This is a genomic window from Edaphobacter lichenicola, assembly GCF_014201315.1.
In the GTDB taxonomy this organism is placed as follows: Bacteria; Acidobacteriota; Terriglobia; order Terriglobales; family Acidobacteriaceae; genus Edaphobacter; species Edaphobacter lichenicola_B.
Window position 1 is genome coordinate 778,981 of sequence record NZ_JACHDY010000001.1, and the last position, 21,652, is coordinate 800,632.

Sequence of the window (21,652 nt, forward strand, 5' to 3'; positions counted from 1 at the left end):
CGGAGTCTGCTTTTCCTGCGACGTTGGGCGTATAACCAAAGGATGGATGGTCGTGGGCTGCTGCCGGGTGGGATTGCTGAGGCGTTGGAGCAGGGTTCAGTCGTTGTAACAGGCAACCAGCGAGCAGCACGGGCGATTCGACGCGGGTGGGATCGGCGCAACCGCGCTTTGGGTCTGGCAAGCTGGTCACCCGCAGCTGTGACGTCATGGGATGCATGGCTTGCGAACATGTGGCAGCGGTTGTTGGTGGAGGGCCACGTCACCTCGATGATGTTGAATCATTCGCAGGAGCAGGTGGTTTGGCGAACCATTCTCGAGGCCGACGATGAACTCGCTAGTTTGCGGACTGTGGACACGCTGGCGGCCATGGCGGCGGACGCGTGGCGGCTGGTATGCAGCTACGATGGGCGATTGAACCTGCAGGCAGCGATCGGCAACTCGGATACACGATCATTTCAACGATGGGCGCGCACCTTTGAACGGCTTTGCGAGGCTGAGGGATTTGTCGCACAGGCCCAACTGGAGGACACGCTTCGCGAGGAAGTCGAAAGGGAGGCTGCGAGAAGCGGGTTCTTCGGGGTCATAGCGGACAGGGTCGTGCTGGTGGGATTCGATCAGATGACTCCATCACAAAGCCGATTGGTAGAGGCGCTGCATTCGACGGGAATACAAGTGGAGGAGCTACGCCTGAATTTTCCAGCGCAGAGACGGTTCCTGGTGGAGGCGGCCGATGGTCAGGAGGAGCTGTTTCTCGCGGCGCGCTGGGTGCGGAGATTTCTCGAAGAGAACACGGGGGCAACCATCGCTGTGATCGTGCCAGCGCTTGAGAAAGAGCGCAGAGAGATTGACCGAGTGTTTCGTGAGGTGCTGGCTCCTGAGCTTGAAGACATCCGCGCGGATGATCACGTCGGACCTTATGAGTTTTCGCTTGGTTCGACGTTACGGGAGACCCCCCTGGTTGCTGCCGCCTTCGATCTACTGCGATGGTCAAACGAGCCGTTGCCTCTGGAGAGGGTGAGTGCGTTGCTGCTGTCGCCTTATTTCGCGATGAGCAGTGGAGAGCGGAGCGCACGTGCGGAGTTCGATGCCTTTGAACTGCGTAAGGCGCGGGTGCTGCGGCCGGAGATCTCGCTGCGTGGACTGGTCGAGATGATGGATGGATCAAAACGGAGGGCGAAGTTTCCGCAAGTGCTCGGTACATTGCGCGCGATGCAGCGGGTTGCGGGCCGATTGCAGGGGCTCGATGAACGCTCTCATGCAGAGTGGGCGGAGAAGATGCGGGAGTTCCTGATGACGGCGGCGTGGGGCTCAGGGGGCGGGGACACCAGTGTCGAATTTCAGACGCAGCGGAAGTGGGAGAGCGCTCTGGATGAAGTCGCGACGCTGGACTTCGATGGCGTAGCTGTCGACTATGCACAAGCATTGGAAGCACTCGAAAGAGTTGCGCGCCTGACTATGTTTGCGCCTGAGTCGCGAGAGGCGCCGGTGCAGGTGATGGGTCCGCTGGAGGCTGCTGGAAGCACGTTTGATGCGGTGTGGTTCTTGCACGCGGGCGAGCTCGACTGGCCGATGCCAGCTGTTGGCAGTTCCCTGCTGCCCTGGCATCTGCAACGTGAATTGGAGATGCCGGGAACAGATCCGACGCTCGACAGTGAACGCGCGCAGAGGATCACGGAACGGATTGCGGCAAGTGCGGGCAGCATTGTGTTCAGCTATGCGAAGGAATCTTCGGAGGGAAACCAGAGGCCTTCGCCGTTGTTGACCGGGATCGGCCTGGAGACGGTTAAGGCTGCGGAGTTTGTGGAGTCTGAATCACAGCGGACCATTGTCGAGTTGGAAGATATTGCGGATGCTGCTCAAGTTCAGGCGCCACCAGACAGAGTGATTCGCGGTGGCGCAAAAGTTTTGGAGCTGCAGGCGGCGTGCGGCTTTCGTGCGTTTGCAGAGAAGAGATTGTGGGCGACGGAGCTTGAGTCGATTGAGCCTGGCATGGATGCGCGAGAGAGCGGTACGGCGTTGCACAAGGCGCTCGAGATTTTTTGGGACGAGGTGAAGACGCAGGACAATCTACGTTCGATGACCATGGAGGAACGTGATGAGGCACTAATCTGGTGTGTCGCCAGGGCGTTGAAGAAGACAGCAGAAGCGAGTGCGACCGACTGGGACAAGGCTTATGTCGAGGTGCAGCGCGAGAGGTTGCGCAGACTTCTGTCCGGATGGCTTGAGCTGGAGCTGGAGCGAAGACTGCCGTTTGAGGTGAAGCTCAGCGAGAAAGAGTTCAAGGATGTCCGCGTTGGCCCGCTGCGTTTGAGTGTGCGCATGGACCGGGTCGACGTTGTGGAAGGTGGGGAGGTGCTGATCGACTACAAGACGGGATCGGCTTCGCCGAATGATTGGCTAACGCAGAGGCCCACCGCTCCTCAGCTTCCGCTGTACGCGATTCTCTCTCAAGCGGACCAGCTGCAGGGTGTCGCCTTTGGTCTCGTCAAGGCTGGTAAAGACCGTGGTCTGCAGGGGTACGCTGCGAGTGACGGAGTGCTGCCCAAGCCAACCAGGCTGAAAGAAGCTGCAACACTTGAAGCGCAGGTGGAGCGATGGAGAGAGGTGCTGGTGAGGCTGGCTGAGGAGTTTTATTCAGGCGATGCGCGCGTGAGTCCAAAGACGTATCCGGGGACCTGCGCTCACTGCGGACAGAGGATCTTTTGCCGGCTTAACGTGTCGTTGCTTGAGGAGGATGACGAGCAGGAGGACGGCTCTGTGGCGGAGGTGAGCCGTGGCTGATCTTTTTGTTGTGCCAAAGAGTGACGACCTTCCAGATCTTCCAATGGATACGAGCAGTACAAGGCCACCGGATTGGCAGGAGCGAGAGCGCGCTCTTGACATTCGACGATCGTGGATCGTCGAGGCGCCGGCGGGGTCTGGCAAGACCGGTCTGCTGATACAACGCTACCTGAAGCTGCTGGCCGATGAGAGTGTCGAAGATCCCAGCCAGGTTCTGGCCATTACGTTCACCGTAAAGGCGACGGCGGAGATGCGGGAGCGTGTCATTGATCAACTGGAGAGCGCTTCCCGGAGCGAGCCACTGAAGAGCGACTCCGACTTTGATCGTGTGACACGTGTGTTGGCGGAGATGGTGCTCCGTCGCGACGCTTTATTGGGATGGGAGTTGCTGCAACATCCACGCAGATTGAATATTCGCACGATCGATTCGGTTTGCGGTGAGGTGGCACGATTGTTGCCGGTTCTCTCAGGCGCTGGCGGTCGACAGACTCCGGTCGAAGATCCGACGTTGATGTATCGCGAAGCGGCACGAGAGACCTTGATGCAACTCGGCGGAGCCGATGTGGAGCTGGACGCTGCCCTGTGCACCGTGTTGTTGCATCGGGATGGCAGTCTTCGCGACTGTGAGCGTCTGTTGATGGAGATGCTGCCGCTGCGTAACCAGTGGGGAGAGCTGGTTCCGCTGGGGACGCAACAGCTGGATGATGTTTTTTTGGATGAAACGGTATTGCCTAAGCTTGAGCTGGCGCTGGAGCAGGCGGTCTGTGAAGGATTAACGCTATTGTCGCTCAGCGTTCCGGCGGATATTTTGCAGGAACTGACCTCGCTTGCGGGTGAGATGGGGCACGCGGGAGGTTATCGAGGAAGTCCTTCTCCGATTGCCACGTGCGCCGGGCTGCACAATATGCCGCAGGAGACCGCTGAAGACCTCGAACATTGGCGGGGCTTGATTCATCTCCTCACAACACAGGAGTCGAAGTGGAGGGCAAGCGCAGCACGTAGTCATCTAGGTTTCCAAATTGAAAAACATCACGCCGAACGGTTGAAGCTTCTAGTGCAGCAGCTGCGGGATCGCGACGATGTGCTGGAGGCAATTAAGAGAGTGAGGAGCCTGCCGCCTGTTCAGTACCCGCAGGAGCAGTGGGTCGTGGCAAAGGCATTGTTTCGAATTTTGAACAGGGCGCTGGCTGAGCTGCAGCTGGTGTTTGCGCGGCGCGAAGAGTGCGATTTTGCCGAACTTGGACTGCTGGCACGGGTCGCACTGCAGCGGGAGGGTGCCGTCGCCGATTTGAACAAGGCATTGGGAATGAGTCTTCAGCACCTGCTTGTCGATGAGATGCAGGACACGTCCACGGGACAATACGAACTGATTCAACTGCTCACACAGAGATGGGACGGACACGGTCAGACGGTATTTCTCGTCGGCGATCCGAAGCAGTCGATCTACCTGTTCCGGCAGGCGCGAGTGGAGCGGTTTGTGAAGACGATGCAGACGGAGTTTCTTGGGGACCTTCCCGTTGGCAGACTACAGTTGACGGCAAACTTCCGTTCGCAGAGGACTCTTGTTGAAGCGTTCAACGATGATTTCTCGCTGCTGTTTCCTCGAAAGACGAGTCCCACGAACCCCGAGGATGTGCCGTATGTCGAGGCACAGGCTGTACGCGGACCTTCGCGAAGTGGCTCGCTGAATCTTGTGTGGCATGCGCGTGTGCTGCCTTCGGAGACTTCGACTGAAGCGACGAAGAGAGCGAAGCGGCGGCACGCCAGGTTGGAGGCTGAAAAGGTGCGGGCGGTCGTCGAGCATTGGCGCGAAAGACCGTTGCCTCAGGGGCGGAGCGAGCCATGGAAGGTGGCTGTGCTGGTGCGAAGCCGCAATCTGCTGGCTGATATCGTTGCGGAGCTGAAGGATGAGTCGAAGGGCGCGATTGCGTTTCGTGCGGTGGATATAGAGGCACTGGGCGAGAGGCAGGAGGTTCTCGATCTCTTTGCATTGACCAGAGCGCTGATGCACCCGGCTGATCGCGTGGCGTGGCTCGCGGTACTGCGTGCTCCGTGGTGCGGCCTTGGGCGTGCCGATCTTCATGTGCTGGCGGGTGGGGATGATCCCGACTGGGCAGAGAGATGCATGGGAGATGTGATCGCAGAGAGGCTGGACCTGCTGGAGGAAGAGAGTCGCGCAAGGGTGATGCGGGTGTGGCCTGTGTTGCAGGCGGCAGAGGAAAAGCGACCGGGCTTGAGCGTGGCCCAATGGATAGAGAGGACCTGGCGGTCGTTAGGCGGTGACGCGTATTTGAAGCCGGGAGAGCTGGCCAATGCACGAAGGTATCTGCAGCTTTTAGATGAGATGGAAGAGGACACCGGTACGACTGATGTGAGCCTGCTGAAGCGCCGACTCGATAAATTGTTTGCCCAACCGGCGGGTGGAGGTTGGGCGGTCGATTTGATGACCATCCATAAGTCGAAGGGTCTGGAATGGGATGTCGTGATAGTACCGGGACTTCAGAAGAAGGATCCTGCGGATCGTGAAAGATTGTTGACGTGGAGCGAGATCGATTCCGACGATACAGAAGCCGCGCACATCATGCTTGCGCCGATCGCGGGTCGCGGCGAGGGTTCAAGGGCGCTGAATCTCTGGTTGAGGGGTATTGATAAAACAAAGAAGGCCGCGGAGAGAAAGCGCCTCTTCTATGTTGCGTGCACGAGAGCGCGGGAGGAGCTGCATCTGTTCGCATCGCCCGAAGCAACGGTGAGGGGAGAAGTCATACGACCGTATGGGAGTCTGCTGGCTACCGCGTGGTCTGCGGCGGGGCGGCACTTTACGAGGGGTGCGCCGGCTTCGGAGAGGCTCGTTCAGATGCCCATGATGTTTCCTAAGTTCGAAGAAGAAGAGGGCTTCGTCGGCGAGATTGCGGCAGGCGCCGACGAAGCGGCACAACCAGCGATGCTTCAGCGACTTCCAATGGAGTTCAGGCCGGAATCACGATTTTCAGCAAGCCGTAAGCTCTCCTACGGTGAGGATGCGATTGCACCAGGACCTGCACACTTCGAAAGACCTGAAGGTTCCTTCGAGGCTCGTGCCTTTGGCAACGCCGTCCATGCTTTCTTAGAGATGCTGGCGAAGAAGCTGGCAAATGGTACGAGGGTCGAGGCCGTGCTGCACGAAGTGGCGGGATGGACGCCCAGAATTGCGTCGGTGCTGCGAAGAGATGGACTACATCCGGTCGTCGTTGAGCGGCTTGTCCCACGGGTGAAGACTGCGCTCACCAACATGCTGCAGGACGACGAAGGACGATGGGTGCTGAGCCAGCACAAGCAGGCGGCGACCGAACTCTCACTGAGTGCGTGGAATGATGCGCCGAGCAGCGTGCGATTGGATCGAGTGTTTTATAGCGGAGCACAACCGATGGAGAACGGGGCTGATTATCTTTGGATCATCGACTATAAGACGGCAAACCACGGGCGTGAAGGGCTTGCCGAGTTTCTTGCCGACGAGCGAATGAAGTACGCGGAGCAGATGAAAGTGTATGCCCGGATGATGAGGGGCCGCGTAGCGAATGGAAGACTGCGGGTTGGCTTGTACTATCCGATGTTGCCAAAGCTCGTCTGGTGGGAACCTGAGACAGACTGACAGGCCGTTCCGGGGAGTAGGATGCTGCTCGGAGGCTTAGGTCTCTTTGAGATCAACTGCAGGTGGGGTGTCCTGCCGCCAAAACTTAGAGTACCGAACTGTTGTGACGAACATCGGCGCCACGAACCCAGAAGATGACATCTTCCGCGATATTTGTGGCGTGGTCGCCGACGCGTTCCAGGTTGCGGGCGATGATCAGGGCGTTGAGTGACTGCGGAGTGAGTTCGGGCTTCTCCTTGATGAGCGAACTGAGTGCGTAAAAGGCTGCATCATTCATCTCGTCGACCTGATCGTCGAGTCGCAGAACAGATTCGGCCAGTTCGGCATCGCCTTCAATGAAGGCCTGAAGGGATTTGCGAACCATTGCGGAAGAGAGCGAGGCGAGCTTAGGAATGTCGACGGGGAGATCGATGTTGGCGAAGGCTCCCATCTCTCGTACGCGCACGGCGATGTTGACCGCCTGGTCGCCTACGCGTTCGAGATCGGCGTTGATCCTGATCACGGAGAGGATGAAGCGAAGGTCGATGGCCATTGGCTGTTCCATAGCCAGCAAGTCTAGCGCCATTTGATCGATCTCGCGTTCGAGGCGGTTGATGGAAGGCTCGGCTCGGAAGACAAGTTCGCAGATGGAGAGATCGCGCGTGCGATAGGCTTCGATAGAGCGTTGAATGGCCTGCTCCGCCATGCCCGCCATGACGAGCAGCTTTTCTTTCAAGTCGTCGAGACTTTGATGAAATTTGACGCGCATCAGCCGAATCTCCCGGTGATGTAGTCTTCCGTTCGCTTGTCCCGTGGATTCGTGAAGATCTTATGGGTGGAGTCGAACTCTACCATCTTACCGTTGAGGAAAAAGCCGGTGTTCTCCGCAACGCGGGCGGCTTGCTGCATGTTGTGCGTCACGATGACGATGGTGTACTGGCTCTTGAGCTGAAAGATGAGATCTTCGATCTTGGAGGTGGAGACGGGGTCCAGCGCGGAGGCGGGCTCGTCCATCAGGAGAACCTCGGGATCGACTGCGAGCGCGCGGGCGATGCACATGCGTTGTTGCTGACCTCCCGAAAGCGAGGCTCCTGATTTCTTCTTGAGGTCGTCCTTGACCTCTTCCCAGAGCGCGGCCTGCTTGAGCGAACGCTCGACCGTCTCGTCGAGGATGCGGCGGTTGCGGAAGCCGTTGAGCTTGAGGCCGCTGACGACGTTGTCGTAGATGGACATGGTCGGGAAGGGATTGGGGCGCTGGAAGACCATTCCGACACGGCGGCGAATCTCTACCGGCGAGGCATCGCTGTAGATGTCGATGTCCCCCATCTTGACGATGCCGGTAGCGCGTGCGATGGGGTTGGTTTCGTGCATGCGGTTGAGGCAGCGGACGAAGGTGGATTTGCCACAGCCTGAAGGACCGATGAGCGCGGTGGCGTGGTTCGCAGGGATGTGCAGGTTGATGTCCTGCAGGGTGTGGGTTGTTCCATACCACGCGTTCAAATCCTCAACTAAGATGCCGACTCCCACTAGCTTCCTCCCTTGAGTACGCCGCGGTTGGCAAAGATGCGGACGAGCGTGACCGAGACCATGATTAAGACGATAAGAACGAGCGAGCCGGCCCACGCCAGACGATGCCACTCGTCATACGGCGAGATGGCGTAGACGTAGATCTGCAGCGGCAGGGCGGCGATAGGTTCGCTGAGTTTGAAGCTCCAGAACTGATTTCCGAAGGCGGTGAAGAGCAGCGGAGCGGTCTCTCCGGCAACGCGGGCAAATGCCAGCATGCAACCGGTGATGATGCCGGGCGAGGCCGTGCGCAGGCTGACCGAGATTGCTGTTCTCCATTTGGGGACGCCGAGGCCGAGAGCTGCCTCGCGAATGGCGTGCGGCACCGTGGCCAGCATCTCTTCGGTGGTGCGTGTGATGGTTGGGACCATCATGATGGCGAGAGCTACTCCGCCAGCGAGAGCGGAGAAGTGTTTTTGCTGGACGACGATCAGCGAATAGATCGAGATGCCCATGACGATCGATGGAACGCCATTGAGCACGTCGGCGGTGAAGCGGACTGCGGTGGCGAGGGTCTTGCCGCGCCCAAACTCCGCCAGATAGACGCCTGCCGCGATGCCGATCGGGATTCCCATCAGGCTCGCGAGGAAGAGGACGATGCCCGAACCAACAATGGAGTTGGCCATACCTCCGCCCTCCTCACCCACAGGGGCAGGAATGTGGGTGAAGAAGGCAAGGTTCAACGAACTGGCGCCTTTGTAGATCAGGTAAAAGAGGATCGCGATCAGTGGGAGGATCACCAGGACGGTCGCGAGGATGCAAAGACCGCTGACGAAGTAGTTCGTGGCGGAGCGCAGTGCTGTATTCCTGCGCATGGACTTGGATTCGAAGTCCATGGGGCGGGGCTGGTTGCTCAAGGGTTGAGTACTCATGTCAGTTCACCCGCGCCGGTGCGTTGCGTGTGACCGCCCACACCATCAGCCGTGCGATGGCGTTCACAACAATGGTGACCAGGAAGAGCGCGAGGCCGATCTCGATGAGGGCGCTAAGGTAAAGATCGCCGGTGGCCTCGGAGAACTCGTTCGCGATAACGCTGGCCAGCGTGTAGCCGGGAGCGAAGAGCGACTTGCTGATATCGGGATGATTGCCAATGACCATCGTGACAGCCATCGTCTCTCCGAGTGCGCGTCCGAGGCCCAGCATGATCGCTCCGACGATGCCGATGCGGGAGTTGCGCAGAACGCCGATGCGAATCATCTCCCAGCGCGTGGCTCCCAGGGCAAGTACAGCTTCGCGCTGGCTGTTGGGAACTGCGTTCATGATGTCGCGGGTCAGCGAAGAGATGATCGGAAGGATCATGATGGCGAGGATCATGCTGGCGGTCAAAAGGCCGACGCCGAAGTTGGTGCCTTCGAAGAATCCTGTCCAGCCCAGGATCTTGTAGAGGAAGGGGCCGATAAGATCACGCATGAGCGGGACAAGGACGAAGACCGCCCAAAGACCATAGACGACGCTGGGGATGGCTGCGAGCAGCTCGGTCAGGAAAGAGATCGGGGCACGAAGCACGCGCGGGCACAGTTCCGTAAGGAAGATCGCTACGCCGAGTGCCAGAGGGACTGCCATGCACAGAGCGAGAAGTGACGTGGCGAGTGTGCCATAGATGAAGGGCAGTGCACCGAAGTCGCCCGAGACCGGGTCCCACGCCTGACGGGTGAAGAACTTCCAGCCGAACTGGATGAGGCTCAAGCGGGAGTGAACGACCAGGATGACGAAGATGAAGAGAACAATCGCGAAGATGCTGCAGGCGCATAGAAGCATGACTGTCGCGAAGCTATTATCAGCAACGGTGCCGCTTCCCCGCTTGCTGAGGAAGTCTCGAATCGGAGACAGGGCTGCACCAACCGGAGCTGGCGTCGCATCGGCAGCAGATGCCACAGGAAGCTGTGGCAGGGGCGATGGCACAGGCAACGGAGAGCTTGATTCTCTTTCGGGAGTCATACGGGTAGAAGACACAATCCTATTTTTCCTGACGGTTGACTCTACGGGTCGATTGTATCGAGCTTACTATCCTGAAGCTGGGAAGAAAAAAGATGCCGCACGGCCTTCGATGCGAAACCCGTGCGGCAGAGTAGCTATTTTACGGTCGCGATGCTCTTGCGAACCATATCCTGCACTTGCTTGGGCAGCGGAGCATAGGTCAGCGCAGCGGCTTCGCTTTCGCCATGGTCCAGCATCCAGCCGAGAAAATCGGCCAGCGCCTTTGCCTTGTTCGGATCGGTGGAGTGAGTTGGGATCAACAGCCAGGTAAAGCTGGAGATCGGGTAGGCGTCCGCTCCAGGGGCGTTGGTGATGGAGACGCGGTAGTCTGCGGGCATCGTCTTGGCGGCGCCGGCGGCGGCAGCGGTGACTCCGCCGGTGGAGGCCTTGAGGAACTTGCCCGAGGCATTCCGTACCGCGCCGAAGCTCATCTTGTTCGTCTCGGCGTAGATCAGCTCGACATATCCGAAGGAGAACGGAGACTGACGAACCATTCCGGCGACGCCTTCGTTGCCCTTTTGCCCGATTCCAGTAGGCCACTTGATCGAGGCTCCCTTTCCAGGACCGGAGTTCCAGCCAGACGAAACTTTGGAGAGGTAGTCGGTAAAGATAAAGGTCGTTCCGCTTCCGTCCGAACGGTAAACAGGAAGGATGGCCTTATCCGGCAGGTTGGCGCCAGGGTTGTCTTTCGCGATGCGGGAATCGTTCCACTTCGTGATCTTGCCGAGATAGATATCGGCAATTACATCACCTGAGAAGTTCAGATCCTTGTTGATGCCTGGAATGTTGTACACCGGAACAACGGCCCCCAGAACGGTAGGAATGTGCATGACCTTGACCTTGGCCGCGCTAAGCTGATCGTTGGTCATAGGGCTATCGCTGGCGCCGAAGTCCACTGTACCTTCGGAGACCTGACGGATGCCGCCGCCGGAGCCGATGGACTGGTAGTTGATCTTCACTTCCGGGTGTAGTGCGCTGTATTCGCTGAACCATTTGGAGTAGATGGGATAGGGGAAGGTCGCCCCGGCTCCGTTGATGTTCTGTGCGTTGGCTCCGACAGTTACAAGCGCCAATACGGCTGCTGCAATGACTTTCAGTTTCACTCGTCCCCCTAGGATTAAATGCATCGATCCAAATCAATCAGTCAATACATCTCAATATTGAGTGTGAGCGGGAATTGTTACGGAGAGGTTACATCGTAGTGAAAACGGCATTATTCCACCAAGTTCTGGGCCTTGGGGAGTGTGAAGATAAAGTTGCTGCCGGCGTTGAGCTCGCTTTCTGCCCGAATCGACCCGCCGTGCGTCTGCACCATGTGTCGTGCAATCGCGAGTCCCAGCCCGGTGCCTCCAGACTCTCTGGAACGGGCTTTATCGACCCGGTAGAAGCGCTCGAAGATGCGGCCGAGATGTTCCGAGGCAATTCCGGGGCCAAAGTCGCGAACACTGAACTCGACGGCCTCAATCGGGTCCGACACATCGCGGGAGGAGACGATCACCCTGCAGACGGGCGCGTTCCTGGCCTGGCCGTACTTGATGCCATTCTCAATGAGATTGCTGAGCACCTGGAGGATTGCGTCGGTGTCGGCGAAGACCTCGGCGGTGGAGATTTCACCGATCTCGAGGATCGATTCGGTGTCCTGTACGAGGCCACTCATCGCCTGCACGGCGTCGCGCACCAGAATGTCGGCTGGGATGGGGGCTGGGTGCAGCTCCTGCTCGGAGGATTCGACCCGCGCCATGACCAGGAGATCTTCGGTCAGGCGGTTCATGCGGGTTGCGTTCTTGAGGATGATGCTCAGAAACTCTCGCGCCGGTTGACTGAGCGAAGCCTCATGGTCGAGCAGAGTTTCAACATAACCGGTGATCGAGGTCAGCGGAGTACGCAGCTCGTGCGAGACGTTGGCTACGAAGTCGCGCTGTGTTCGTTCGACTTGTTCGATGCGGGTGATGTCGTGGAGGACGGCTACGGCTCCGCCACCTGGCATCGGAGAGACGTTGACTTCAAAGATGCGCCCGGGCAGAAGTGAGGTCGAACGGCCATCGCTCACGACTCTCTGCTCGAGTGCGGTCCGAACGCAGTCCAGAATCTCCGGATCGCGAATCGTCTGGACCAGCGCGTGGCCGACACGGATCGCGCTACTGAAGGAGGCGCCCGGAATAAGCTTCTGCATCCGCTGATTGGTCCACTGAATGCGGCCTGCCGGATCGACGGCGACGACTGCATCCTGCATACTGTCGATCATCGCCTCAAGTTCGTGGCGGCTCTCTGAGGCTTCGTTGAGCGAGCGGTTTACGTGATCGGAGGCGACCGAAATGGCACGTGCCAGTCCATCGAAGTCGGTGAAGGAGGGATTGATCTCTCCGACCTGGCGCTCAGGAACCGCCGCGGCCGAGTTCTGCAGAAGTGTGACGTCCTGCCGAACCGAACGCGCCAGAAAGAGCGCGCTGATGCCGGCCCATGCGATGACGAGCAGGCCGGCGATGATCCATCGGTACGGCAGCGAGGAGAGCCCGACCAGCGCACAGAGTACCAATGCGATCGCGATGCGAAAGAATACTGAAAGAAAGAAGCTGCGCCTCACGAGTCGCCCCCTCGCCTAGGCCTGAGCCGCCTTCGGAATCTCGAATCGATAGCCTGCGCCGCGCATGGTCTTGAGATAGCGCGGCGTCTCGGCATCAGCTTCGATCTTTTCGCGAATACGCCGGACATAAACATCGACGGAACGCGGCGTGACAAAGCGGGCATCGCCCCAGACTGCGTCCAGGAGATGATCGCGGCTAAAGACTCGTCCGGGATGTCGGGCGAGATAGTCCAGAAGCCGGAACTCTGTCGCCGTCGTCGTTACCAGTTCGCCGTTCACACGAAGCTGCATGGCACTGGCGTCAATCTCCACGTTCTCGAACTTCAGCACCGAAGGCGAACTTGGCCGCTCGAAGCGCCTTAGAACTGCCTTTACTCTGGCTACGAGCTCGCGGGTGGCGAAGGGTTTGGTGATGTAGTCATCGGCGCCCATCTCCAGACCGTGGACGCGGTCATTCTCAGCCGCACGTGCGGTCAGGAAGATGATCGGAACCACGCTGAGGGTAGGGTTCTGACGGAGACGCCGGCACAGGTCGAGGCCGTCGCCACCGGGAACCATGATATCCAGCAGAAAAAGTGCGGGCGGCTGCCGTTCGGCGTCGGCAAGTATCTGATTGATAGCGAGATATGGGCGAACCGTAAACCCTGCGCTCTCCAGGTGGTACTGCACCAGGCGGGAGATATCCGCATCATCTTCCAAAACAAAAATCGTCTGACTCACTTCGTAAACCCCTGTCAACTCGCGACTTGATTAACGTCAGGTTAGCGCACCCCGGACGGGGGATTGCTAACGTACGATGAATCGTCCACAGTAAACCGTATGAAGAGTACGTTCGTATACTCTAGAGTAATCCTACGGATTGTAGATGGTCAGAACTCCATGAAACAAAACTCCAATCTCGTCCTTTGCGTGGATGACGAACGAATCGGGCTCGAGGTTCGGAAGATTCTGCTGGAACGGGCTGGATACCGAGTGCTAACCGCATCGGATGGACCGACCGGGCTCGCAATCTTCTCCGCCGAGCCGGTGGAGGCAGTTGTGCTGGACTATTCTATGCCCGGCATGCACGGGGGCGAGATCGCCATCCAGATGCGTCAGGTCAAGCCCCAGGTCCCCATCCTTTTGCTCTCGGCTTATATTGGGCTGGCTCCCGAGGTGACTGCTGTCGTCGATCTGTATATGACCAAGGGGGAGGGCGCGCCGGTCCTTCTGGAAAAACTAGGCAGCCTTCTGCAACCCGTCAGTTGACCGACCCCTCAAAGCAAGGTACGAGATGAGAGGACTGTGAATCTAAGTCAGTTCAATAACATTTTAAGGCAGGTGTTCGTATTGCCTGTGGTGGCGCTGCTGGTGGTCGCTGGCGCGCTCTACGTTCAGATCCGGGGATCGAACGTCACAGTGAATCTGATTCAGGAGTCTGATGCCAGAATCTCACAGGCGACCCTTCTCTCGAAGTTGATTGTCGACGAGGAGTCGGGTCTGCGCGGATACGAAACCACCGGCGACACAAGGTTTTTGCAACCGTTTTACGAGGCTGAGTCCCACCTGCAGACCGAGATTCAAACCCTCGACAACATGGCCGGCGCGGACGCGGACCAGAAGCATGACATTGCAGATCTTCGGGATGAACATCAGACGTGGCAGGATGCGTTTGCGCTTCCCGTCATTGCGACCGTTCGCGGAGGGGGACAGACCAACGACGTGGATCTGAACCTTCACGGCAAGGTGCTGATGGACAACGTTCGCCACGACCTTACCGACATCATCCAGAAGGCTGAGGCCAGCCGAGCCCGGCGCATCGCACTCTGGCATCGTCAGGTCCATAGCCTGCTGTTGGTGTTGCTCGCGCTGGCCCTGGGGATGGGGATGTTGATCGGCCTCTTTACGCGAAGCCGTCTGCATGCAGTCTCCGCAGCCTACCGGGGTTCGCTGGACATTCTTAGTCGCCGCGCCGAAGAACTCTATCAATCCGAGCAGCAACTCCGGACGACTCTGGAATCGATCGGCGACGGTGTGATCACGTGCGACGCCGAAGGCCGCATCCAGATGATGAATCCCGTGGCCAGGGAGTTGACGGGCTGGAGCCCGACCGAGGCGAATGGACGACAACTCGAAGAGATCTTCCGCATCGTCAATGAGACTACGCGTGAACCGGTAGAGACGCCCGTCGCAAAGGTGAGGCGACTGGACAAGATCGTCGGCATGGCAAACCATCACACGATTCTTCTGCGCAAGGATGGCACCGAACTCGATATCTCCGACAGCGGCGCGCCTATCCGCGATAAAGCCGGCAATACGATCGGCATTGTCCTTGTCTTTCGCGACATCACGATGGAACGCAAGACGCAGGAAGCATTGATCGCGAACGAGAAACTAGCGGTTGCGGGTCGTCTCGCAGCAACCATCGCGCACGAGATTCACAATCCGCTCGATTCTGTCTCGAATCTGCTTTATCTCATGCGCAACGGGGCGTCCCCGGAGGAGTCCGTCCACTTCATGGATATGGCTGAGCAGGAGCTGACGCGAGTCACGCAGATCAGCCGCGCCATGCTTGGGCTGTATCGCGAATCGAAGGCTCCTGTGGTCGTCGATCTCCAAGAGATGCTCGAGGAGATTCTCCTTCTGATGGAGAGACGGCTGAGCGATCTGGGTGTCACGATTACAACCGAGATGCCCGAACCCATCGAAGTCTGTGCCTTTCCCGCAGAGCTGCGCCAGGTCTTCACGAATCTCATCACCAATGCAGCCGAAGCAGCGGGCGTTGGTGGCAAGGTGAAGATCAGCATCGCGCCACGGAGCGCAAGCGTCGAAGCAAATGGCCAGAAGCTGCAGGCTGGAGCAACGGTGACGATCGCTGACAATGGCGAAGGCATTCCAGATGATGTACAGCCACATCTGTTCCAGCCTTTTTTTACGACCAAAGGAGAACATGGCACTGGCCTCGGCCTTTGGGTGAGCCGTGGAATCATCAACAAACACGGGGGGACCATCACCGTCGTCAGTGACACGAGCGATGCGTCGCACGGCACCTGGGTGAGCGTCTTCCTTGCGACCAATCCCACCATCAATGCCGGTGGAGACTAAGCTGCGAAGGAAAGCAGGGTTAGTCACTAGAGCGCCCGCAACTCCTCGGAGACAATCGCAGCGGCCTTGGTGCAGGCAACGCGATCGACATCGTAGTGCGTCACGAATCGCACCGAGTGAGGACCAATGGCGCTGGCCAACACTCCTTTCTGCTTCAAGGCCGCAACAAAGCCTACAGCATCACCGCCATTTACCTGATCTTTGCCGCGCAGCTTGAAGATCACAATGTTGGTCTGCACCGCATCCAGATCGATCTCCGCCTTACCGGGCTCTGCGGCAACCGAGTCCGCCAGGAGGCGAGCATTGTCGTGATCATCCTGCAGCCGCTTCGGCATCTCATGTAAAGCGATGAGCCCTGCAGCAGCGAGAACTCCCGCCTGTCGCATCCCACCACCTAACGCTTTGCGATAGATTCGCGCTTCTTCGATCGCTTTCCTGCTGCCGAGCAGCATCGAGCCGACTGGAGCGCCCAACCCCTTCGAAAGACAGAACATGACAGTGTTGAATCCGCTGGTCAACTTCGCCACACTGACTCCCAGCGCAGTCGCAGCGTTGAACACTCTCGCTCCATCGAGATGCACTGGCAGGCCGACTTCGCGAGCACCTGCCCATACTTCTTCGAGCACCGAAAACGGCGTCACCGTACCGCCGGCCATGTTGTGGGTGTTCTCCAGAGTGATAAGGCCGGTCTGAGCCCTGTAGTAGATCTTCGCTCCGATCGCGAGCTTGATGTGGTCCCACGTAAGAATGCCTCGCTCTGCTGCAACCGTCCGCGCCAAGCAGCCGGAGAATGCGGCCATCATCGCCATCTCCCAGTCCAGTACGTGGGATCGCGCCTCGCAGATGACCTCCTTTCCATGCTGCGTGTGCAGTCGGATCGCAATCTGATTTCCCATCGTCCCCGTCGGTACGAAGATGGCGGCCTCGCGACCGAAGACCTCTGCGGCCTCCTTCTCCAGGCGGTTGACGGTTGGGTCTTCACTGTAGACATCGTCGCCGACCTCGGCGGAGGCCATTGCCTCGCGCATGGCTGCAGTGGGGCGGGTCACGGTGTCGCTGCGCAGATCGATCATGGTCTTCGTTCTCTCCTGTGATGGTTGTTTTGTTTATGCGGCATTGGGAATCAACAGCCGGCTGAAGACTTCGTTCGAGACTAATCGCCCCTGCGAGGTCAACCGAATCCTGTCGGAGTGGAGTTCCAGGAGACCTGCATCGCGGACCTCTACCAACGCAGGCATCGTCTCCTGCAGCAAGCCTTCGCCAAACTTTCTCCGCAACTGGTCGAGATCGACCCCTTCATTCAAACGCAAGCCGAGAAAGAGTGACTCCTCAAAGGCCTCGCTGCGCCCGACAACATCCACTTCGGCATGCGTCGCGTTTTGTCCGGAGCTAAACATTTGAAACGAACTCGGTTCGGGTGCTTGTCCAAGATATCGATCAAGATCGCTTGTGTTGGCAAATCTCACCGCCTCTTGACCGGCAACAAGCATCGAGTGAGCATCGAGTCCAAAGCCTATGTAGGGCTGACGCTGCCAGTACTTCAGATTGTGACGGGAGCGGTGTCCGGGTCGCGCGAAGTTCGAGATCTCATACTGCTGCACGCCCGCCTCGTGCAGCATGTCGCACGCCTGCTGATACCACTCCGCAGCCTGATCCTCATCAGGTACAGCCGCCGCACTGTAGCGACTTCCCTGCTTCAGCATCTCTCGTCCCAGTCGCGAGTCCTCATCCACTTCAAGTAGATACACGCTGATATGTGGCGCACCGCTCGCGATCGCCTGTTCCACCGAATACTGCCAACTCTGCGCTGTCTGGTGCGGCAGACCGGCGATCAGGTCGACGTTGATCTCGCGAATGCCAGCGGCGGTCACCCTCGCAATCTCTGCGTTGCACTGCTGGTGGGTATGTAGCCTCCCCACAGCTGCCGTCTCCTGGTCAACAAACGACTGAACTCCAAAACTGATCCGGTTCATCCCCTGCCGCAGTAGCTCGTCCAGGGTTTCATCCGCGAACTGACCGGGAGCGCACTCCAGAGTGATCTCCGTATCGGCGTCAAGGTCGAACTCACCACGCAGATGCTGAAATACTTCTCTACACTGTTGTGCCGAAAGCAGGCTAGGTGTTCCACCGCCAAAGTAGATCGTGTCCACGGCCCTGGGGAGCGAGGCTTCGATTCTTTCTGCAGCCGCGTGCGCTCCGCGAATCTCTCCACAGAGGCGGTCCACATAGTGCTGCATCCGCTCTGCGCCGAATACATCCGAAGCAAAGTTGCAGAAGGTGCACTTCGCCTTGCAGAACGGAACCGAGATGTAGATGCCGACAGATCCAGTCATTCGTCCGAAATACCCCTCCCCCAATTGTTTCACGCCCTGTCGTTTCTCGCGGACGTAACTAAACCAGCGACGGCGACTCTAACATCACAGAGGTTCAGCTCTATGCTGCAGATTTGCTCCTTCTCCACTTACTTCCTTTCGATCTTCTTCCTTGCGCTGCCGGTCTCCGCACTCTCGCAATCTGCTTCGTCGAACCGTACACCGGTGCTGGTGGAACTCTTCACTTCGGAGGGTTGCTCCAGCTGCCCTCCAGCAGATGCCCTCTTGGCCAAGCTTGATCAGGATCAGCCCATTCAGAACGCGGAGATCATCGTTCTGGGGGAGCATGTCGACTACTGGGATAACCTCGGCTGGCACGACCGTTTCTCCTCGCACCAGTACACTGAGCGCCAGAGCCAGTACAGTGCCCGCCTCGGCGTTGATGGGGTCTACACTCCGCAGATGATCGTGGACGGAAGCGACCAGTTCGTCGGTAACGACTCCACCCACGCGCGCCGGTCGATCACGAGCGCTGCACAGAAGGCCAAGCTGAACCTGTCGCTGTCCCGTCCTGTGGTGGACGCCCGAAAGATTTCAGCCTCCGTCTCGTTGCCAGCGTATTTGGCGTCTTCGTCGCACGGCGAACTCTATGCTGCTCTGGTCGACCCGACCGACGTCACCGACGTTCGCAAGGGTGAAAATGGCGGCCGCAGGCTACAACACGTCGGTGTTGTGCGGAACCTGCAACGCATCGGCTCTTTGAAAGACCTAGGCGCCGGCCCACTTAACTTCAGCCTCAACGCTCCCGGAGATGCGAATCTGGTTAACATACGTGTGGTGGTCTTCGCCCAGGAGAACAACCAGGGCAATGTTCTGGGCGCAGTGGTGACCGACGTAAAACGCTAGTGGAACTGCACTTCCCGAATCTCCCGTCGCCCTTAAGCATCTAGAATAGAGACTGCAAATGGCCGACGACCGAAAACCGAAGGATCCGAAGGAACAGCCCGCGAAAAAGCCGTCGCAGGACGATGAGGTCGCGGGCAAAGCCTATGACGCGCGCCTCATGCGTCGCCTTCTGACTTATCTGAAGCCCTACAAGCTACAGACCGGTCTGTCCGCACTCACCATCTTCTTCAAGGCTTCGACCGACGTCATGGGGCCATATCTGGTCAAGGTCGCGGTCGACACCTATATGACCGACACGCCGCCGGCAAAGCTCTCCTGGCTTGCGCGTCATCTCAGCTCGCGCCCCATGACCGGCATCACGCAGATCGGTTGTCTTTATCTCGGTGCGCTGCTTCTCACTTATGTGCTGGAGTTCGCGCAGACTTACATGATGCAGTGGACTGGCCAGAAGATTATGTTCGACCTTCGCAGCCAGATCTTCCGTCACCTGCAGCGCATGCAGCCCTCTTTCTTCGATCACAACCCTGTCGGCAAGCTCGTCACCCGTGTGACCTCGGACGTAGATGCGCTCAACGAGATGTTCACCTCCGGGGTGCTTGCCATCTTCGAGGATATCTTCGTACTCCTCTTCATCGTTCTGATCATGCTGCGGATGAGCTGGCCTCTGGCTCTTCTGGCGCTCTCGGTCATCCCGGCGATTCTCTACGTCACCAAAATCTTTCGGCGGCACGTTCGCGACAGCTACCGCCGCCAGCGCGCCGCAACAGCTCGCATCAACTCCTTTACACAGGAGTACGTCTCGGGCATGTCCATCGTGCAGCTCTTTAACCGCGAGCGCCGGGCCTTCAACGACTACTCCTCCGTCAACGCCGAGAACAAGCAAGCGTGGACCGACGCCATTTTCGCGTACGCTGTTTACTACCCGGTGGTTGAGTTCCTCAGCTCTACGGCGATCGCGCTGGTGATCTGGCGTGGCGGCATCTCCGCGCTCCACTATCTTCAGGCGACGCAACTGCACGAACTGCAGCCGCTTCTGCACGCGCTGCCGAAGGCTGGCAGCGTCGTGACCGTTGGCATTCTGATCGCCTTCATCCAGTATGCGCAGCGCTTCTTCCGACCCATTCAGGATCTCAGCGAAAAGTACAACATCCTGCAAGCGGCCATGGCAGCCAGCGAACGCGTCTTCAACCTGCTGGATACCCAGCCGACTATCGTCTCGCCAGCCGCCCCGATCGTTGGAGATGACTCTGGCCGCGTCGAGTTCCGTAACGTCTGGTTTACCTATCAAAAACTCGATGAAGCACAACACGCACGTATAGCCTCGGCAACCGAAGAAGAACTCAACACCTTCGCAGATATTGAATGGATTCTTCGCGGCGTATGCTTCACCGTCGAACCCGACGAAACTGCCGCCATCGTCGGCCATACTGGCGCCGGAAAAACCACCATCACTGGGCTAATGATGCGCTTCTATGACATTCAGCGCGGCAGCATCCTGGTCGATGGCGTCGACGTCCGCGAGCAGGATCTGAAGAAGCTGCGCCAGCGCTTCGGCGTAGTTCTGCAGGACCCATTCCTTTTTACTGGCACCATCGCCGACAACATTCGCCTCGGCTCTAAATGGATTACCGACGAGCGGCTTGAACTGGCTGCGGACGAGGTCAACGTAGGGGACTTCATCCGTTCGCTCCCACTGCAATTCTCCGAACCGGTCCGCGAACGCGGCGCCACGCTCTCCACCGGCCAGAAGCAGCTCATCAGCTTCGCTCGTGCGCTCGCCCACGATCCCGGTATTCTCATCCTCGACGAGGCTACCTCCTCGGTCGACACCGACACCGAGCTTCGCGTCCGCCTTGCACTCTCCCGCATGATCACCGGGCGCACCTCGATCCTCATCGCGCACCGTCTCTCGACGATCCAACGCGCCGATACCATCCTGGTCATGCACAAGGGTCAGCTTCGCGAACGCGGTACCCACCAGCAGTTGCTCACCGAACGCGGGCTTTACTGGAAGCTCTACCAACTCCAGTACCGCGACCAAGAGCTCGGCACGGGCAGCGACTCGATCCCTCTGGAACCACTCAGCGCCGACTAATCTCCCGTCGGCAACTGCACCGCAGCCATCGTGGAAGACGTTCGTGCACTCCACTCAACGACCGGACGCCAGTATGCCTCTGTCGGAAAGTAGACCGGCCCATCGTGTGCAAATCCGGAGACGATGATCAGCTCTCCTTTCAACCCACAAGCCTCGTGGACTCGCTTCGCCATGTCCACCGGAAACAGTTGATCCCCATCACTGTGTACGACTAGAACCGGAGTTGTTATTTCATTCAGCCGACGAAGGTTGTGCCAGACGTCCGGCATAGCATACGTCATCCAACGCCGAAACCCCATCGCGAGCGCCGCCTCGCGAAGTGTGGAATATCCCTGGCAAAGAATCACACCTTCAACCTCGATCGCCGGTGTGACAGCTAAGACCACCCCACTGCCAAGAGAAAAGCCCAGCAAGAAAATATATCGGTGCCCACGATCCTTCAACTCCCAATAGGCTGCAATCGCATCTTCTTCGCAATGCGTCACGCTCACTCTTCCGGAACTCGCGCCATATCCGGAGTAGTTGAACACAAGCGATGAGATGCCCATTGCCTTCAAAAGCTCCTGAACGCCACTCCAGTACTCAACCTGCTCACCAATCCCGTGGCAGATCAGAAACACCGGTGCGTCATCGCTCGCTCGAACATACACGGCAGACAGTTCCCTGCCACCGCTTCGGATAGTCAGACGCTGCTGGTCGAAAGCGAACGCACCGAGCAAACGTTTCATCGAGCCATTCAG

16 protein-coding genes are annotated in these 21,652 nt (G+C 58.5%); 6 read left to right on the top strand and 10 right to left on the bottom strand.

Annotated features, from left to right (window positions below):
• Positions 1 to 42: 42 nt before the first annotated feature.
• Positions 43 to 2,781 carry a PD-(D/E)XK nuclease family protein gene (locus tag HDF09_RS03290; RefSeq protein WP_183761409.1) on the top strand — a complete coding sequence of 913 codons (2,739 nt, stop codon included), beginning with the start codon at positions 43 to 45 and terminating at the stop codon, positions 2,779 to 2,781.
• Entirely contained in the window at positions 2,774 to 6,409 is a 3,636-nt protein-coding gene (locus HDF09_RS03295) for a UvrD-helicase domain-containing protein (protein ID WP_183761412.1), read from the top strand. The genes HDF09_RS03290 and HDF09_RS03295 overlap by 8 nt, the downstream gene beginning before the upstream one ends.
• 85 nt (positions 6,410 to 6,494) lie before the next feature.
• Here the strand turns inward: HDF09_RS03295 and phoU are convergent, their stop codons facing one another.
• From phoU to HDF09_RS03330, 7 genes are all read right to left on the bottom strand, one after another.
• Positions 6,495 to 7,157, bottom strand: a complete 663-nt coding sequence (gene phoU, locus HDF09_RS03300) for a phosphate signaling complex protein PhoU (protein WP_183761415.1) — start codon at positions 7,155 to 7,157, stop codon at positions 6,495 to 6,497.
• A complete protein-coding gene (pstB, locus tag HDF09_RS03305) occupies positions 7,157 to 7,915 on the bottom strand; it encodes a phosphate ABC transporter ATP-binding protein PstB (RefSeq protein ID WP_183761418.1) in 759 nt (252 codons plus the stop codon). Before pstB ends, phoU begins: the two co-directional genes overlap by 1 nt.
• Positions 7,915 to 8,826 (bottom strand): phosphate ABC transporter permease PstA, encoded by a 912-nt coding sequence (pstA, locus tag HDF09_RS03310; protein ID WP_260180895.1) that lies wholly within the window; start codon positions 8,824 to 8,826, stop codon positions 7,915 to 7,917. The genes pstB and pstA overlap by 1 nt, the downstream gene beginning before the upstream one ends.
• 1 nt (position 8,827) lies before the next feature.
• Positions 8,828 to 9,907 carry a phosphate ABC transporter permease subunit PstC gene (gene pstC / locus HDF09_RS03315; RefSeq protein WP_311718538.1) on the bottom strand — a complete coding sequence of 360 codons (1,080 nt, stop codon included), beginning with the start codon at positions 9,905 to 9,907 and terminating at the stop codon, positions 8,828 to 8,830.
• 119 nt (positions 9,908 to 10,026) lie between these two features.
• Positions 10,027 to 11,034: a phosphate ABC transporter substrate-binding protein PstS gene (pstS, locus tag HDF09_RS03320; protein ID WP_183761421.1), complete on the bottom strand. Its 1,008-nt coding sequence runs from the start codon at positions 11,032 to 11,034 to the stop codon at positions 10,027 to 10,029.
• A 110-nt stretch (positions 11,035 to 11,144) separates the two neighbouring features.
• On the bottom strand, positions 11,145 to 12,515 hold the full coding sequence (locus HDF09_RS03325) for a sensor histidine kinase (protein ID WP_183761424.1): 1,371 nt from the start codon (positions 12,513 to 12,515) through the stop codon (positions 11,145 to 11,147).
• Positions 12,516 to 12,530: 15 nt separating this feature from the next.
• Positions 12,531 to 13,235: a winged helix-turn-helix domain-containing protein gene (locus HDF09_RS03330; RefSeq protein WP_179584361.1), complete on the bottom strand. Its 705-nt coding sequence runs from the start codon at positions 13,233 to 13,235 to the stop codon at positions 12,531 to 12,533.
• A 159-nt stretch (positions 13,236 to 13,394) separates the two neighbouring features.
• Here HDF09_RS03330 and HDF09_RS03335 point away from each other — a divergent pair, with 159 nt between their 5' ends.
• Positions 13,395 to 13,763: a response regulator transcription factor gene (locus HDF09_RS03335; protein ID WP_183761427.1), complete on the top strand. Its 369-nt coding sequence runs from the start codon at positions 13,395 to 13,397 to the stop codon at positions 13,761 to 13,763.
• 36 nt (positions 13,764 to 13,799) lie between these two features.
• Positions 13,800 to 15,599, top strand: coding sequence for an ATP-binding protein (locus HDF09_RS03340; protein ID WP_183761430.1), 1,800 nt, complete (start codon positions 13,800 to 13,802; stop codon positions 15,597 to 15,599).
• Between the two features lie 26 nt (positions 15,600 to 15,625).
• Here HDF09_RS03340 and HDF09_RS03345 read toward each other — a convergent pair whose 3' ends face one another.
• Both HDF09_RS03345 and hemW read right to left on the bottom strand, forming a co-directional pair.
• Entirely contained in the window at positions 15,626 to 16,672 is a 1,047-nt protein-coding gene (locus tag HDF09_RS03345) for a threonine aldolase family protein (RefSeq protein WP_183761434.1), read from the bottom strand.
• A gap of 33 nt (positions 16,673 to 16,705) precedes the next feature.
• Complete coding sequence (hemW, locus tag HDF09_RS03350; RefSeq protein WP_183761448.1) at positions 16,706 to 17,932, bottom strand: radical SAM family heme chaperone HemW; 1,227 nt, start codon at positions 17,930 to 17,932, stop codon at positions 16,706 to 16,708.
• 102 nt (positions 17,933 to 18,034) lie between these two features.
• Between hemW and HDF09_RS03355 the strand changes: the two genes are divergently transcribed.
• Both HDF09_RS03355 and HDF09_RS03360 read left to right on the top strand, forming a co-directional pair.
• Positions 18,035 to 18,817: a DUF1223 domain-containing protein gene (locus HDF09_RS03355; protein WP_183761451.1), complete on the top strand. Its 783-nt coding sequence runs from the start codon at positions 18,035 to 18,037 to the stop codon at positions 18,815 to 18,817.
• A gap of 58 nt (positions 18,818 to 18,875) precedes the next feature.
• On the top strand, positions 18,876 to 20,912 hold the full coding sequence (locus tag HDF09_RS03360; protein WP_183761456.1) for an ABC transporter ATP-binding protein: 2,037 nt from the start codon (positions 18,876 to 18,878) through the stop codon (positions 20,910 to 20,912).
• Here the strand turns inward: HDF09_RS03360 and HDF09_RS03365 are convergent.
• Positions 20,909 to 21,640, bottom strand: a complete 732-nt coding sequence (locus HDF09_RS03365; RefSeq protein ID WP_183761459.1) for an alpha/beta hydrolase — start codon at positions 21,638 to 21,640, stop codon at positions 20,909 to 20,911. The two genes, HDF09_RS03360 and HDF09_RS03365, sit on opposite strands and share 4 nt — an antisense overlap.
• Positions 21,641 to 21,652: the final 12 nt, after the last annotated feature.

Coding starts and splice junctions, on each gene's coding strand:
- HDF09_RS03290 (WP_183761409.1), top strand. CDS start 43: ATGGATGGTCGTGGGCTGCTGCCGGGTGGGATTGCTGAGGCGTTGGAG.
- phoU (WP_183761415.1), bottom strand. CDS start 7,157: ATGCGCGTCAAATTTCATCAAAGTCTCGACGACTTGAAAGAAAAGCTG.
- pstA (WP_260180895.1), bottom strand. CDS start 8,826: ATGAGTACTCAACCCTTGAGCAACCAGCCCCGCCCCATGGACTTCGAA.
- HDF09_RS03335 (WP_183761427.1), top strand. CDS start 13,395: ATGAAACAAAACTCCAATCTCGTCCTTTGCGTGGATGACGAACGAATC.
- HDF09_RS03345 (WP_183761434.1), bottom strand. CDS start 16,672: ATGATCGATCTGCGCAGCGACACCGTGACCCGCCCCACTGCAGCCATG.
- hemW (WP_183761448.1), bottom strand. CDS start 17,932: ATGACTGGATCTGTCGGCATCTACATCTCGGTTCCGTTCTGCAAGGCG.
- HDF09_RS03355 (WP_183761451.1), top strand. CDS start 18,035: ATGCTGCAGATTTGCTCCTTCTCCACTTACTTCCTTTCGATCTTCTTC.
- HDF09_RS03360 (WP_183761456.1), top strand. CDS start 18,876: ATGGCCGACGACCGAAAACCGAAGGATCCGAAGGAACAGCCCGCGAAA.
- HDF09_RS03365 (WP_183761459.1), bottom strand. CDS start 21,640: ATGAAACGTTTGCTCGGTGCGTTCGCTTTCGACCAGCAGCGTCTGACT.